The organism is Sulfurovum sp. TSL1 (assembly GCF_019972135.1).
In the GTDB taxonomy this organism is placed as follows: domain Bacteria; phylum Campylobacterota; class Campylobacteria; order Campylobacterales; family Sulfurovaceae; genus Sulfurovum.
Genome location: NZ_BPFI01000001.1, coordinates 37473 through 51918, shown reverse-complemented (window position 1 = coordinate 51918; position 14446 = coordinate 37473). Strand labels below are relative to the sequence as shown.

The window sequence follows — 14446 nt, the reverse complement described above, 5'->3', positions numbered from 1 at the left end:
CACAGACAAAGGGATGGTGTGAGCGTAAGAAAATTGATTGAAGAAGCGCACAAAATACTCGGTGAATATACACTAAGTAGCGAGCATTATTCTGCAGGATCCGTTGCTGCTGCACTGTTGACAAGCCAGGGGAATATCTACACAGGTATTAATATTGATATAGCCTGTGGCATCGGGTTTTGTGCCGAACACTCGGCGATTGCAGAAATGCTGAAGCACAGAGAGACACAGATCGAAATGATCGTTGCTGTAAGTTCAGACTCTATCAGACCGCCATGTGGACGATGCAGAGAATTGTTATTTCAGGTCGATGCAAAGAATATCCATACCAAAGTCTATCTCTCAGAAAAGGACTATATGACCCTGGACGAACTGCTACCCAACCGTTGGAAACCAAGAGCAGGATAAGATATTTGTCTCTGACCAAAGAAAGCATGGGTACCCGCAGGCAGAGGGTCGTTTTTCAGTCGGCTCTTTACCTAACGCGTTGGGAACGGAACCTGTTCTAAGATAATATCTATGATCCCTTCTGGCGTTCGTTTATTCTGAAGGGCATGTTCACTGATGACCAGACGATGATGAAAGACATCATGGATGACAGCTTTTACATCTTGGACTGTCATTTCATCTCTGCCATACATCCATGCATTGGCCTGCGCGCACTGTGTCAGTGCCAACGTCGCACGCGGGCTTACCCCCACATCGATCATCACTTCGAGTTGTTTACTGTACCTGAGCGGATAACGTGTTGCAAAGACCAACTCTACCATATAATGCCCAAGCGCATCACTAAATTTCACCTGTGCCACCTCACGGCGTGCAGCAAAGATCATCTCCTGAGAGATCTTTGCATGGGGTGCAGGGGCGTTAAACCGCTCTTCTTGTATCATTTTGATCATTTCAAACTCTGCATCCATCTTCGCATAATCGATCTTCACATGCATGAAAAAACGGTCTTTCTGTGCTTCGGATAAAGGGAAGGTTCCCTCCTGCTCCAAAGGATTCTGTGTGGCCATCACGATAAAAAGTTCAGGCAGTTTATAGGTTTTTCCTGCCACGGTCACCTGTCGTTCTTCCATTGCTTCAAGCATGGCCGATTGGATTTTGGCCGGTGCACGGTTGATCTCATCTGCCAAGATGATGTTTCCAAAGATTGGCCCCGGATGAAAATGGAATGTCTGTTTGCCATTCTCTTCCTGTAACAGTTGGGTACCTATCACATCAGAGGGAAGAAGGTCAGGCGTGAACTGAATGCGTGAAAATTTACCTTCTATTGCATCTGCCATCGCACGTACAGCTCTGGTCTTTGCCAGTCCCGGCAATCCTTCTACAAGTATATTGCCATCAGCAAGCAGGCCCATGATCAGTCTTGAAACAATATGCTCCTGTCCCAGCACAGCCGCATTCATTCTATCTTCCAGTATTTTAATCGATTCCCTAGGTGTCATATTAACCCTTCTCATTTATTACACGATTATCATACCCATAAATCACTTATGACCGAAATCGATTTCTATTCAAAATATAAAACCATAACTACTGACACTTTCATAGTTCCACTTAAGAGTAATCCAAGTAAAATATATCATAACGGCCGTAAAAGCATTAAAATCTCTTTTGAAAGTAGGAATCAATGTATGAGTCTTTAAACTATGCATCAGAAAAGTTAGGTCTGCCTCCTGGTTCACTTATTCATGTCGGTAATGTTCACACTATAGAAACCAAAATGACGATCGTTGATTACAGTAAAGAGGAGGTGGAAGAGAAACACATTGAATCTGTCGATGAAATTCTGAAATATAAAGAGAGTGATACGATGACTTTGGTCATCATTGAAGGACTGTCAAATGTAGATATTGTTGAAAAGATCGGAAGCATGTTTGACATACACCAACTCGTTCTGGAAGATGTTTTAAACACACATCAAAGGCCTAAGTTTGAAGAATATGATAATTACCTGTATATTGTGCTCAAATGCCTATTGTCAGAGGATGAGGAGTTTACTGTCAATTATGAACAAATAAGTCTATTGATCCTCAAAAATTTTGTTTTCATCTTTAAAGAGAAAATAGATGATATCTTTCAACCTGTCATACAACGTATTAAAACTACTAAAAGCCGTTTCAGAGATGCACAGTCTGATTATCTTGCCTATGCCATTTTAGATACCATTGTTGACCAGAATTTTATTTTAATCGATGATCTAGATGATGTCATTACGTCCATTGAAGATGATCTATTGAATTCCGAATCAACCATCAATACACTCAACATGATACAGAAAATTAAAAGAGAGATCATTCATATAAGAAAAAACACATCTCCTTTGAGAGAGGTGATGGCAAGTATGCTCCGCAGTGATAGTGATCTGATACAGGAAAAAACACATATATACCTCAGAGATGTATCTGACCATGCCATTCGTATCACAGAATCCATCGAATCCTACAGGGATATACTTTCGGGATTATTAGACATTTACATATCCAGCGTTAGTAATAAAATGAATGAAGTCATGAAGGTACTGACTGTATTTGCCTCCATTTTCATTCCTTTGACTTTCCTTGCGGGCATCTATGGAATGAATTTTGAATATATGCCCGAACTCAAATGGCACTGGGCCTATCCTACATTATGGATAGTATTCATTACTATTACTGTTGTATCACTGGTATACTTTAAAAAGAAAAAATGGCTCTAGCCCTAAATACAATATTTCACCAAATATTGTATTTTCACCCACAGATCTACTTCCCGAACAGATAGATCAGATCGGGATACAAGATGATGATCAGCAGTGCCAAAAGCTGTAATCCTATAAACGGTATGACACCCTTGTATATGGCTCCGGTACTTACTTTGTTACCAGCAGCACCCTTAAGGTAAAAAAGTGCAAACCCAAATGGAGGTGTCAGAAACGATGCCTGCAGGTTCATCGCTATGAGTATGGCAAACCACACAGGGTCTATACCCAAAGATGCCACGATAGGTACCAAAATAGGTACCACCACAAAAGCGATCTCAATGAAATCGATAAAGAATCCCAGTAGGAAAATAACCAGCATGGCAATAAGAATGAACATCCATGTATCATCCATGTCTCCCAATACCCCATCAGATGAAAAAAATGCCATCGCCATATCTCCGCCGCCCAGTTCGTTAAAGACCAGTGAAAAAGCTGTGGCTCCGATGAGTATCATGAAGATCATCGCGGTGAGTTTGACCGTCTCTATCGCTGTATAGCGAAGTGTTTCATACGAGAAGTTCTTTTTACCCCACGCCAGAAGGATTGCACCTAAAACACCTATAGCAGCCGATTCGGAAGGGGATGCAATACCGGTGAAGATGGAACCCAGCACGACACCTATGAGCAATAGAGGAGGGATGATCTCTTTAAATGCTTCTCTACACACTTCACCATATGCTTCCTCTAAGACAATCGCCGGTGCGATCTCTTTGTTCAGGTATGAGATGAAAAGGATATAGAGGATATACAGACCGATCAGTAAAAGCCCCGGCACTACAGCTGCACGGAACAGGTCACCCACAGACAAATGCATCTGATCACCCAGAATGATGAGAATGATAGATGGGGGGATAAGCTGTCCAAGTGTACCGCTCGCAGCAATGGATCCGGAAGCCAATGCCGGAGAGTAGTGATGTTTAAGCATCAAAGGAAGTGCGATGAGACTCATCATGACCACAGATGCACCGACGATCCCTGTACTGGCAGCGAGTATCGCTCCCACCAACACTACAGAGATAGCCAAACCGCCTCTGATCGAGCCAAAAAGTTTACCCATAGAGAGTAACAGGCCTTCTGCCATCTTGGATCTTTCCAGTATCAATCCCATAAAGATGAAAAGCGGCACAGCCATCAATGTCGCATTACCCATGATGCCGTAGGTTCTGTAAGGCAGCATCTCAAGTACGCCCAACCCTACTTCATTGGAGATCGTAGCAAAAAGCAGTGCCACCCCGGCAAATACAAAAGCGACCTGAAAACCAGCCATGAGCAAGAACAGTGTCAAAGCGAACATTAACACTATAGGGTCAACCCAATAGGCCATATCATAGTGATCCGCGGCATAGACAAGTCCGCCAAGTAGCATAACGATCCCTAAAATACGCAGGAATGTTTTTTTACTCTCCAGTCTGCCAAAGGCTTTCAGTACTTCACTGAGTGCCTGCAGTATAAGCAGTATAAAAGAGAGCACCAAGACCCCTTTGATCAGGTAACGATGTGTCAACCCGCCAGGGTCACTGGATATCTCATGCTGGAGATAGCTCTGTATCAGCATCTCCACAGCATCAGACAAAAAAACCAGAGAAAAAGGGATCACCAGAAAGAGCATGGAAAGTATCTGTACAATATCCCTGCTCTCTTTGGAATAACGCTCAAAAAAAATGTCCACTCTGACATGTTTGTCATGTTTGAGCGCATACGTCAACCCCAGTAGGAATATCATATCAAAAAGATGCCATTCTACCTCCTGAAGCGCTATCGAACCTTCTGAAAAGAGGTAACGCATCGCTGCATCGTAAGCTACCAGCAAAGAAAGAAGAATCACCAGGAATGCTGCACTAGATCCTGCATATTTAGAGATACGATCCAGATAGTAGGAAGATTGAAGGTACATATAAAGTGTCTCTTTTGAATATTTTTTTAAATTTTATCTTTTTTGTGATGAGGGGTTGCTTGACATCATATATCTCTCTCGTCCGCTCCCTAAAGTAAAATGTATCTCTGATAAATTATGATACAATTGATCAAAAAGGATTGCTATGTTACAGCCAAATATGAAGAGCATGATTAAGTACGCAATCGAACTGGATATCGATTATATTGAGAGTTTCTTAGGATATGAGGGTGACAAAGTGATTAAATTCATTACGAAAAAAAAAGAGGTCGTTGACCTTATAGCATCCTATGCAAACAACCTCGGCATGGATTGTAAACATGAATATCAGATCTCCGGAGAGCATGGGCCCAGTTATAATATATTTATAGGGTTTGAAGACCCTTCTGTATTTAAATTAAAACCATAAAAGCTTACTCAGGAAAACACATGAAAGCAAGAGAAACCAAGCATCTGCTTGATGATTCCGTCTTTAAAACACTTGAGACAAAAAACATGAATGAACTTGATGCTTATTTTATTCCTAATCTATCTCCCATTGATGCACTCCGTCTCATCCTATACAAATTTCTTCTCTCTATACTCTTTTATAAAGAACGTATCCTCTTACATGATGAGGAAGAAGACCTGCATCAGCTGAGAGTCAATATCAGAAAATCCAGAGCTTTTTTAAAAGAATTCAGCTTTCTATTTCCCCAAGACCAACTTGCATACTTCTATCAAAACCTAAGTGATCTTGCAACACAGACGAACCGAAAACGTGATCTTGATGTCATCAAAGAACGTTTAAAAGAAGTAGATACAAACCATGATGTCATTCAAGAAGACATTAAAGCACAGCAAACGCATGAACAGCATATCATAGAAGAGATCTTGAGAGGAAAAATGTTTGAAGATTTTGTTCATAAGTACCAAGATGCTCTGCAGAGTGAAACCCTTCGTACTTCTGAGAATGAGATCGGTACCATAAAAAAAACCGCAAAAAAGGTGATCAAAGATCTACACCTGAAGATCATACAAAGAATCGATGATTTGGAAAAGAACTTTAGTGAGAAAAAACTGCATAAGATCAGGATATCACTCAAAAAATTTCGTTATCTCCTTGAAGAGTTCCAACATATCTTTGGTGAGAAAAAGATCGAAAAGATGATCGAAAAGGGTAAAAAACTGCAAACCATACTTGGAGATTTCAATGATATGGTGAATCAGAACAAACTGCTACATGATTACTTTAACTCTAAGAAGAAAAGTATAGCGCACAGCCGGGAACTTGAAAAGAGACTCCTGGGTAAAACATCAAAGAAGCAAAAGAAGTTACTGCATAAAGCCCAAAAAAAACTGCACAAATTCAAAAAGCATACCATCGAACTCTAAACTATTTCCAATAGGTATCCAGCCGTACATTCCACCCTTTTCGCCAGCGCTCTTCACCGCGTGCAGGAGGAGAGTTTTTGATACGTCTGCTTAACATGGCTTTGGCGGACTCGGCAAACGCTTTCAATCTGTTCGGTTCATCCGGGTCCATATGTTCAAGCACCTGAAGGAGTCCCCATCCCTCACCCTTGTAACGTTCACTCTTGAGTGTCCCTTCACCTTTGAAGTTGGTATAGTCCAAAAGGACATAGAGTCCTCTTTCGTTGACCGAGCCGTCTTCATTGTGCATCACCTCATTAAACCGTTCTTTGATACGTTCTTTCTTTTCAGGGTTTTCTATGGTCTCCAGCATTTGGGGCAGTGCTTCACTTAAACGATGTGCCATAAACGCTGCCTGTTCCGGCATGGTATGTTTCAAGAACGTGAACAACTCTACATACGTTTGACTCTGTGACCTTTTAGCCTCGTAAAATGCTTCTTTGGTATCCCACGGCAGGGGTGTTTTGGAATCAAGCCAATCAGGCATCTCCACACCCCTCTCTTCCATAAAGGACAGTACCATAGGGAAAACCTCTCTGAAACGTTCTGTATGCCCTTTAGAGAACCAGATAAAGTGTCCTATCCCTACAGAGGCAAACGCTTCACCCTCATTCCAATGCACCAGATACTTGTCAAGCCCTGCACCTTCATTCTGCCATACTTTTTGGGCGATATAATTGGCCTGTTTCTCTGTGAGCTTGATCTCTGTAGCAAAAAGTGTCGACTGCACCAGCGATAAGACTAAAATAAAATATAAAATCGTTCTCATACATACTCCGTTAATCATTTCAATGTAAAATTCCATTATACTATATAATATGGGGAGTTATAAATGGTTTATAAGAAAACACTTATGTCTACACTATTGGTATCATTATGTACCAGTTATCTCACAGCCCAAACAAAGACGCTTGACCTCGATGACCTTAATGGAAACTGGCACCTACGTACCATGGATGGTAAAGAGGTACGACAAGCAAGAGCCATTTTGGATTTTGATGCAAAGCACATGAAATTGGGCGGCTTTGACGGATGCAACCCTATCTCGGGTGAATTAAAAAGAAGCACTGATACACGTATCTTTTCAAACATTTCTACAACACCCAGTGAATGCAGACAGTCCATACACCGCTATGTGCGCACACGATTACACAAGACTGTAAAAGAAGGTTTTACTGTCACCAAAGCAAAGCAAAATGGTGTAGAAGGCATCCTTATAAAGAGCGCAAGTCATGAACTCTTTTTAAAATGGATGAGCTCCTGATCGTTTAGACGAAACTCGGTGCATCATTTGCAAAGAGTATCAGGTCTCCCGGGCGTGTTTGTTCTACAAGCATCGCTTCCATCTCACCCTTGGTAGCAAGTTTCACTAACTTGTCAGACTCTACATACGCTTTAAATATCGCATAGTTCAAATCTCCTGTCACCACTACGACATCAAACACTTCATTGGCTCTTTGCGCCACTTGTACATTCAGATCATCATCCACTTCCACAAGCCCCGGGGTGATCACCACTTTACGCCCTTCGTAGGTACTTGCCAGATCAAAGGAAGCCATCATACCGTCGATGTTTCCGTTGAAACTGTCATCGAGGATCACTTTCCCCCCGGCATCGATACGCTGCAGTCTATGATCCACAGCTTTCAGTGTAGCAAGGCCTTCTTGTATCTGTGCATCACTAAGTCCCAGTTCTTTGGCCACAAGTACTGCCGCTGCCAAATTCATCGCATTGAATGCTCCCAGAATACTTGCAGAGTATTTTACGCCATCCAGTGTAAAGCTTGTACTGTCCAATGTTGCCTGTACATCTTCTACGATATACTCCGGAGCAGCCTCTTTGGTTCTTATATCCAAGTTCTCTTTCGTACCGAAAGTATGTACATTTGACTCCGGTTTGACTCTGGCACTTTCATGTATCCACGCCTTTTTGAGCCTCTCAGTTTTGAGTATCTCCATCTTTGTGTTACGGATATTTTCCATTGTTTTAAAGTATTCTATATGTGCAGGGCCTATCTTGCCCACTACCACATAATGAGGGTTCACAAAAGTGCTGATCTCACCGATATCCCCTTCACCCCTTGCACCCATCTCAACCACATAGACCTCAGTATCGGCAGGAAGATCATCATTAATATCTTTCATGATACCGCCAAGTGTGTTGACAGAACGCGGTGTGGCATAGGTTTTGTATTTGGCTTGGAGTAAATGTTCCACATAGTTTTTGATGCTTGTCTTCCCGTAACTGGCAGTAATACCCACGATGATAAGATCTTCCATCGCTTCTATCTTCCTCTGTGCTTTCACTTTAAATCCGTTAAAAAGCATCTTTTCAATGAGCATGGAAACAAAATACGCCAAAAAGAGCGGCAAGATCACGGCAAAATGTTTGAATACTACAGCGATGAAAAGCGCAAAAAGAATCAGCGCCGTATAAAAACGCTTCACTCTTCCTGTGAACACCAAAGATTTGTCCAGTCCTCTATACCACCGGAACAGCAGTGCCAAATAGGCAATGACCACGACAAAACCGTAATTCCCCATACCATCCACAAACGCATACAGTGCGAACGGTACCAGGAAATAAACAAAGTGCCACCATGTTTTCGTATGATGGAACAATACACGGTTGAGCTTATAGCTGTACCACTGCAGGTTGGTAATAAAATAGTAGCCTATCGCTACGATGAAAAGTGCGTAAAAAATAGAATTCAGTAGTATCATTTTGTCATTTCCTTACAGTGTTCAGTGATCGCTTTAGCGATAAGATCTTTGTGTGTCAAGAAGAAATAATGGTCTCCATCCAAAGGGTAGAAAACACTGTTCTCTATGAGTCCTGCGATCTTCTCCCCTGTATAAAGCGGTGTAGCTGTATCTTCTTTCCCCCAAAAACAAAGTGCTTTGCTTTGGCTTTTGGCAAACTCTGCTTCAAAATCCTCATCCACGACATTTTTAAAGGTCTCGTACATTTCATGACTCATACCCTGTACATCAGGGGCCACAAAAAGTTCACGAATCTTCTTCATACCCAATGGCTTGAGAAGTTTAAAGGTTGCGATCTTCACTTTGACAGACCATGGCTTCACCGTTACGATACCTGCTGAAGAGAGAAGTACCAGGCAAGGCGTGTTCAATAGTGTAGCGACTTTCCCTCCAAAAGAGTGTCCCATAGCTATGGTAGCCTTCACACCTAAAGCATCTAAAAAAAGTTGTACGATATGTGCATAGTCAGCGGTAGTCAGGATCATCTCATTGGTACTTTTCCCAAAGCCCGGCATATCCAGATAGATATGTTTGTAGTCGGGCAAAGTAGTACCAAAAGCCTGTTTCATGATCTCTTTGTTGCTTCCCCATCCATGAAGTACAAGCAGTACCTCATCCTGTGAAGGGTTCATTAATTCATAAGCCAGTTTAAAAGTCTGTTCCTTGTAGCGTATCTCTTTAGATGCCATATTTCACCGTTCTTAAAAAATTGATTTATTCTAACATAAAGCTACTATTCATTGGCTTCAGATAGATCATAGTATCTGTTTTAATTTTGAGGAACACACCCTTTAGAGATCTCTTTTCGTGTGGATCTTAGAATGGCTTGCATTCCATCATCCTCTGTCTCAGCCTTTCTGATCACTTTCAAAGCCTCTTTTGGTCTGCCCATTCTGCATAGAAGGTCAGACAAATTGTTCAGTGCCATGGTATGCGTCGGTTCAAGAGACAGAAGCTTATGGTAGCTCTGTTCCGCTTTAGTGAACTGATGAGAATGATAATAGGCATTGGCCAGTGCAAAATAGGTATCGGCATTTTTTGGCCAACGCAGCAGTGCAGATCTGTAAGCGATGATGGCCTCATCCCTCATGCCTGTTTTTTCAAGATCATAGGCAGCACGCAAAAACAGTTTCGCTGAAGCTGATGCAGGCAGCTGGCCGGGCGGCAGGAGCACAACCCCCCAGTTACCGCTCCGTTTCCAGAGTGCCGTAAAGGTAGAGAGAGGCATTGCTTCATCCGGCTGATCTGAAAAATGCATCAAAATGGTTTGCTTTTCTTTATCATATCCTGTCACAGGTGCATAATGCCAGAGCGGGTGCCATGAGTAACCACGGTTCACCAGTACGATGACAGGATGTTGTTTTTCCAATTCTGTAAGAAGTGCATCCAATGTCGGTTCCAAAGGGTAGACAAGTAGACCATTGGCCCGTGCAGTAGAGACAAGTTCTAGCTGAAGCGTACCGCCTTTTGCAGGGATCAATGTCCGTTTATCCAGTTCATTCCGTGACAGACGGGGGACATAAGATGTTCTGGTCTGCCAATATGAGGAGACCATTTCAATGGATGTAGAACCGCAAAGATCAGAACGCGGGGATACAAAAGGAACTTTTATAGTTGAAGAAGTATGGTACTTACCCAAAGGCGAAGGCTCTTTGGGTGTACAACCGCTCAGTAATATCCAAGCAGCGCATACAAACAGTAAGGAGAGATAGCTGTTTGATCTCACATTAACGGACAGAACGGGTAAAGTCAAATACTTTTGTAAACCCTAGAATATCCGTGATCACCAAAAGCACAAAAACAAAAACCACTGCACCGATCAATGAACCCACTGCACTGCTTCCAGCCGGCATTGTGTCGATCTTATGGGCGATCTGTGATGCCTCTTCATCCGTCATTGATGCAACTCTCTTTTGGATCATTTGCGGATCAACATCCATCTGTTCCAATATTCTGGCGACATCGTCACGTGCAGTGAACTGCATCACTTTCTCTTTTGGAGATACTGTTACCTGCTGCTCAAAAAGTGCCTCTGTGGAAGCCATCTGTGCCCATGAAGTCTGAGTCAGCAGCAAGATACTTAAGATGACAGATAAAAAAAGTTTTGATATACGCATGATAATCCTCTTTCTATGAATTTTTAATCTTTTAAAGATTCTAATTTTATTCATGTTAAACGCACCTTAATATCTTCTTACTAAAGAGCCGGTATGAATGTCTGTTTATTATAGTGTATCTCTTTGGAATAGCATGTTTCATTGTGCATTTTGAATTGAATGATTTTAATCTATAGGGAGGGTATCTTTAGAAGTCTTATTGTTTAAATCTGTACGTATTAAAGAGATAGACTATAGATACCTATAGTCTGTACTCTAGAATAAACTCTTACTGTACACCGTACTCAGTGGCATCGATCTCTTCAATAAACTGTTTGATATGAAAAGTAACAAGGGTTGCTATATCATCTGGTGCCTTGGATAGATACTGTGGCCCGATACGTACATTTTGGTTCATGATATGTGTCCCGCCAGACGCATACTTCACATGTATATAAGGATCCTCAGCGACACTATAAGGCTCTGGTGTAGCTGATTCTTCAGGTATGCAATATTCAAGCTCAAGGTCCGGGTTGGCCATTGCATTATGCACGAGTGCTACCACTTTTTCCAGCTTTTTGTTATTTGCTTGTTTTTCTTTTTCAATTTTTTCTGGATGCTTCACTAGTGCTAGAAGGTTTTCCAATTTCTCTTTCACTTCTTTTATCAGTACAGTTTCATCTGGATCATTCAGAAGCAATACAAGTTCTTCCAGTTTCTCTTGATATAGTTTTTCCATGATTATTTCTCCTAGAATTATATCGCTCATCATTTCAATGATCAGCACAAAAAATTACTATGATTGAGATGCTATAATCGTTTGCATCTCAATCACACCTCCAGCTCATTCTTCATTGTATCAAAAAAACTTAAATTATTGAAATAAAAAAGACAAATAAATTAAGATAAATATTAATAAACCAAAATGCTCTGGATTACTTTGAAGAAGCTAAAATGTAAACGAGCAGGAAAGAGATGACAAAAGATGTCGGCTAAAATCAGCTATATCTTGTCATCCTTTCTTTTTTAGAAGTTAAGTTTTTGTGACTTGTCAAAGCCATATATATCGTTAAATACCAACAGCTCCCCACATTCGTTCACATACGTGGTCAAGTATGCCGTGTGTACAGGCAACTTCTTACGAAGGCTCATATGGTGCGTTTCCAAGGAATCATACCACTCTTTGACCTCATCGGTACTTTTTGAAGTATAGTGCTTTGAAATATGCTCTAAGAGTGCCACCGGTTTCTCAAGTCTTACACATCCATGGCTGTAGGTACGGACTTTACGTTTAAAGAGATTTTTAGCTTGTGTATCATGCATATAGACAGAGTGTTTGTTCGGGAAAATGAACTTCACACGTCCCAGACCGTTTTTCTTTGAAGGGACTTCTATGAATTTATACGTCATCTCTTTTTTATCCTTTTCCTCTAACAGGTAGGATTTCCAATCTACAGAATCCTGACTTACCTCCGGCGTATTGAGATCATAGGATTTACGTATGACCATATTGTGGCTTACCAAATAGTTTGGATCTTCTAAGAGTTTGGGGATCACTTCCTTTCTGGCGATACTGTCAGGAACACCCCATTGAGGATTCAGTGTCACATAAGAGAGATCAGCAGAAAAGACAGGTGTTTGCATTTTTTGTTGACCTACCACTACCGCCATTGTCATTGCAGTACCATTGGTATCGATCACACGGACCGTATACTCAGGTATATTGACCAAGGCATAATTGTCTCCGAGACCCGGCTTCATCAGTTTCAATCTTTCCAGGTTCAGACGCATTTTACGAAGTGTTTTTTTCGAAGTGTTTTTATCCCCTCCCAAAAGCCTATATCTTTTTTGAAGATCAAAAAACTGCGCATATTCAGGCACATAAGGTTTTAATATCTCTTCTATACTCTGTCCCGCTTTAAGCTTCCTCATGATGTCCGATGCTTTGACCTCCTGCAGGTATGTTTCATAGTAGGTCGCGACCTTCTGCTCTACCCTTTTCTCCTGAGATGCATTGAAACTCTCCAGATCTATACAGCCATTGGCAAGGTTTCTGGTATAAGATACAAGTAACTTGGTCATCAGTTTGGAGTTTTCACTCTCTTTGACCTGCTCGTAAAGCGCCTGCTGGTTACAGATGGAAGCATATTTGTCCGTCTCCAGTATCTTCAAGAACTCCTCTTTTTGAGCCTGTCGCCACCCCTCTGCATCCGGTGCTTCCACACCACATCCGGTCAATACAATCGCTGATATTCCTGAAAGTATCAGCAGCATCATTTTTTTCATTCTAAATCCCCTCCATTTACATTCAAAAAACAATATATAATAATCGTGTCATATTTGTGTCACAACCATGCTTAGGTATCCTACTATACCCCGGCAGATAGTTGTTTAGCACAACTGTATGCACTTGAAAAGGCCCATTGAAAATTGTACCCTCCAAGTCTCCCTGTGACATCCAGGACTTCACCTATAAAGTAAAGCCGCTCTTCTTTTCTACTCATCATGGTGCGGCTGTCCACTTCAGATGTCTCCACGCCGCCCCTGGTCACCTCCGCTTTGGCATAACCGAAGGTTCCTGCAGGAGCAAGACTGTAACGACTTAACGTTTGAAGGATTTCCACTTCTTCTTTTGTATACTGATTGAAAGGTTTATCTTCGAGCTGGAATTGTAGCAAAAATGCTTTGGTGACACGCTTTGGCATAGGTAACAATGAAGAGATCTGTTTTTTACTTCCCTGTACCTTTTTCCAGGAAAAATGAGGTAAAAAATCGATCTCTATCTTCCCTTTCTCCCAATAAAGAGAAGCATCCAGTACGGCTGGACCGCTCAACCCTTTATGAGCAAAAAGCAGAGCCCCTTCACACACATGATCCCCTACATGTATGTTCACATCGGTCGAAACTCCGGAAAGTTCTTTAAAAAAGAACTGTTCCTTTTGAACCGTAAAGCCTACCAGAGCAGGTGCCGTTCTTACTATAGTATGTCCAAATGATTCTGCGATCTCGTACCCTATACTGCTTGCACCGATCTTGGGGTAACTCAATCCGCCCGAAGCGACCACTACTGCTTTTGCCGTATGTGTTCTTTTGTCCGTCTTGACATAGAAGATCTCATCACATTTTGTGACTTCCAGCACTTTCTCAGACATACAAAGTGTCTGTTTCTTGCTCTCTTTTAAAAAAATATCCAACAACTCTTTCGCTGAGTCTTTACAAAAATACTGTGTCTCTTTTCTCAGTACGGGATACAGGTTCTGTCTCTCAAGCCATCGTAACAGTGCTTTTTCATTAAATTTTTTTAAGGGTTCCTGTACAAAATTTGTATCACCAAGGAAATACTCTGTTCCCATACGACTATTGGTAATGTTGCATTTACCTCCGCCGGAGACCAGTATCTTCGCGCCCGGCTTTGGGTTGGACTCTATGATGGTAGCCGTATTTTTAGGCAGTAGAGCTGCAAGCATCAGTGCACTCGCCCCTCCCCCTATAATGATGATATTATGATCCATGGAGCGTATTATATCCTATTCAT

General features: G+C 41.7%; 16 protein-coding genes. 6 read left to right on the top strand and 10 right to left on the bottom strand.

The features are described from left to right. Positions 1-18: 18 nt before the first annotated feature. Entirely contained in the window at positions 19-408 is a 390-nt protein-coding gene (locus LDM98_RS00255; RefSeq protein WP_223897095.1) for a cytidine deaminase, read from the top strand. A 71-nt stretch (positions 409-479) separates the two neighbouring features. On the opposite strand, the gene LDM98_RS00250 is transcribed toward LDM98_RS00255, so the two are convergent. Continuing rightward, on the bottom strand, positions 480-1448 hold the full coding sequence (locus tag LDM98_RS00250; RefSeq protein WP_223897093.1) for a MoxR family ATPase: 969 nt from the start codon (positions 1446-1448) through the stop codon (positions 480-482). A 185-nt stretch (positions 1449-1633) separates the two neighbouring features. On the opposite strand from LDM98_RS00250, the gene corA reads away from it, so the two are divergent. Beyond that, the gene (gene corA, locus LDM98_RS00245) at positions 1634-2701 is read left to right on the top strand and encodes a magnesium/cobalt transporter CorA (protein ID WP_223897091.1); all 1068 of its coding nucleotides are present in this window, start codon (positions 1634-1636) and stop codon (positions 2699-2701) included. 46 nt (positions 2702-2747) lie between these two features. Here the strand turns inward: corA and LDM98_RS00240 are convergent, their stop codons facing one another. Continuing rightward, entirely contained in the window at positions 2748-4640 is a 1893-nt protein-coding gene (locus LDM98_RS00240) for a TRAP transporter large permease subunit (protein ID WP_308443038.1), read from the bottom strand. Positions 4641-4785: 145 nt separating this feature from the next. Here LDM98_RS00240 and LDM98_RS00230 point away from each other — a divergent pair, with 145 nt between their 5' ends. Both LDM98_RS00230 and LDM98_RS00225 read left to right on the top strand, forming a co-directional pair. Beyond that, positions 4786-5049, top strand: a complete 264-nt coding sequence (locus LDM98_RS00230; protein ID WP_223897089.1) for a hypothetical protein — start codon at positions 4786-4788, stop codon at positions 5047-5049. Positions 5050-5069: 20 nt separating this feature from the next. Then, positions 5070-6014, top strand: coding sequence for a CHAD domain-containing protein (locus LDM98_RS00225; RefSeq protein ID WP_223897087.1), 945 nt, complete (start codon positions 5070-5072; stop codon positions 6012-6014). 1 nt (position 6015) lies between these two features. Here LDM98_RS00225 and LDM98_RS00220 read toward each other — a convergent pair whose 3' ends face one another. After that, positions 6016-6822, bottom strand: a complete 807-nt coding sequence (locus LDM98_RS00220; RefSeq protein WP_223897085.1) for a hypothetical protein — start codon at positions 6820-6822, stop codon at positions 6016-6018. A gap of 63 nt (positions 6823-6885) precedes the next feature. Here LDM98_RS00220 and LDM98_RS00215 point away from each other — a divergent pair, with 63 nt between their 5' ends. Beyond that, a complete protein-coding gene (locus LDM98_RS00215) occupies positions 6886-7317 on the top strand; it encodes an META domain-containing protein (RefSeq protein WP_223897084.1) in 432 nt (143 codons plus the stop codon). Between the two features lie 4 nt (positions 7318-7321). Here the strand turns inward: LDM98_RS00215 and LDM98_RS00210 are convergent, their stop codons facing one another. The 3 genes from LDM98_RS00210 to LDM98_RS00200 all read right to left on the bottom strand — a co-directional run bounded on the left by LDM98_RS00210 (position 7322) and on the right by LDM98_RS00200 (position 10370). Next, a complete protein-coding gene (locus LDM98_RS00210) occupies positions 7322-8776 on the bottom strand; it encodes a UDP-N-acetylmuramoyl-tripeptide--D-alanyl-D-alanine ligase (protein ID WP_223897083.1) in 1455 nt (484 codons plus the stop codon). After that, positions 8773-9504 carry an alpha/beta fold hydrolase gene (locus tag LDM98_RS00205; protein ID WP_223897082.1) on the bottom strand — a complete coding sequence of 244 codons (732 nt, stop codon included), beginning with the start codon at positions 9502-9504 and terminating at the stop codon, positions 8773-8775. The genes LDM98_RS00210 and LDM98_RS00205 overlap by 4 nt, the downstream gene beginning before the upstream one ends. A gap of 80 nt (positions 9505-9584) precedes the next feature. Further along, a complete protein-coding gene (locus tag LDM98_RS00200; RefSeq protein WP_238480208.1) occupies positions 9585-10370 on the bottom strand; it encodes a PA2778 family cysteine peptidase in 786 nt (261 codons plus the stop codon). 4 nt (positions 10371-10374) lie between these two features. On the opposite strand from LDM98_RS00200, the gene LDM98_RS00195 reads away from it, so the two are divergent. Then, positions 10375-10527, top strand: a complete 153-nt coding sequence (locus tag LDM98_RS00195; RefSeq protein WP_223899076.1) for a hypothetical protein — start codon at positions 10375-10377, stop codon at positions 10525-10527. A gap of 15 nt (positions 10528-10542) precedes the next feature. Here the strand turns inward: LDM98_RS00195 and LDM98_RS00190 are convergent, their stop codons facing one another. The 4 genes from LDM98_RS00190 to LDM98_RS00175 all read right to left on the bottom strand — a co-directional run bounded on the left by LDM98_RS00190 (position 10543) and on the right by LDM98_RS00175 (position 14423). Beyond that, complete coding sequence (locus tag LDM98_RS00190) at positions 10543-10932, bottom strand: PA2779 family protein (RefSeq protein ID WP_223897081.1); 390 nt, start codon at positions 10930-10932, stop codon at positions 10543-10545. 268 nt (positions 10933-11200) lie between these two features. Beyond that, positions 11201-11650 carry a hypothetical protein gene (locus LDM98_RS00185; protein WP_223897080.1) on the bottom strand — a complete coding sequence of 150 codons (450 nt, stop codon included), beginning with the start codon at positions 11648-11650 and terminating at the stop codon, positions 11201-11203. A 287-nt stretch (positions 11651-11937) separates the two neighbouring features. Then, a complete protein-coding gene (locus LDM98_RS00180; protein ID WP_223897079.1) occupies positions 11938-13197 on the bottom strand; it encodes a L,D-transpeptidase family protein in 1260 nt (419 codons plus the stop codon). 83 nt (positions 13198-13280) lie between these two features. Then, positions 13281-14423: an aminoacetone oxidase family FAD-binding enzyme gene (locus tag LDM98_RS00175; RefSeq protein WP_223897077.1), complete on the bottom strand. Its 1143-nt coding sequence runs from the start codon at positions 14421-14423 to the stop codon at positions 13281-13283. Positions 14424-14446 lie beyond the last annotated feature (23 nt).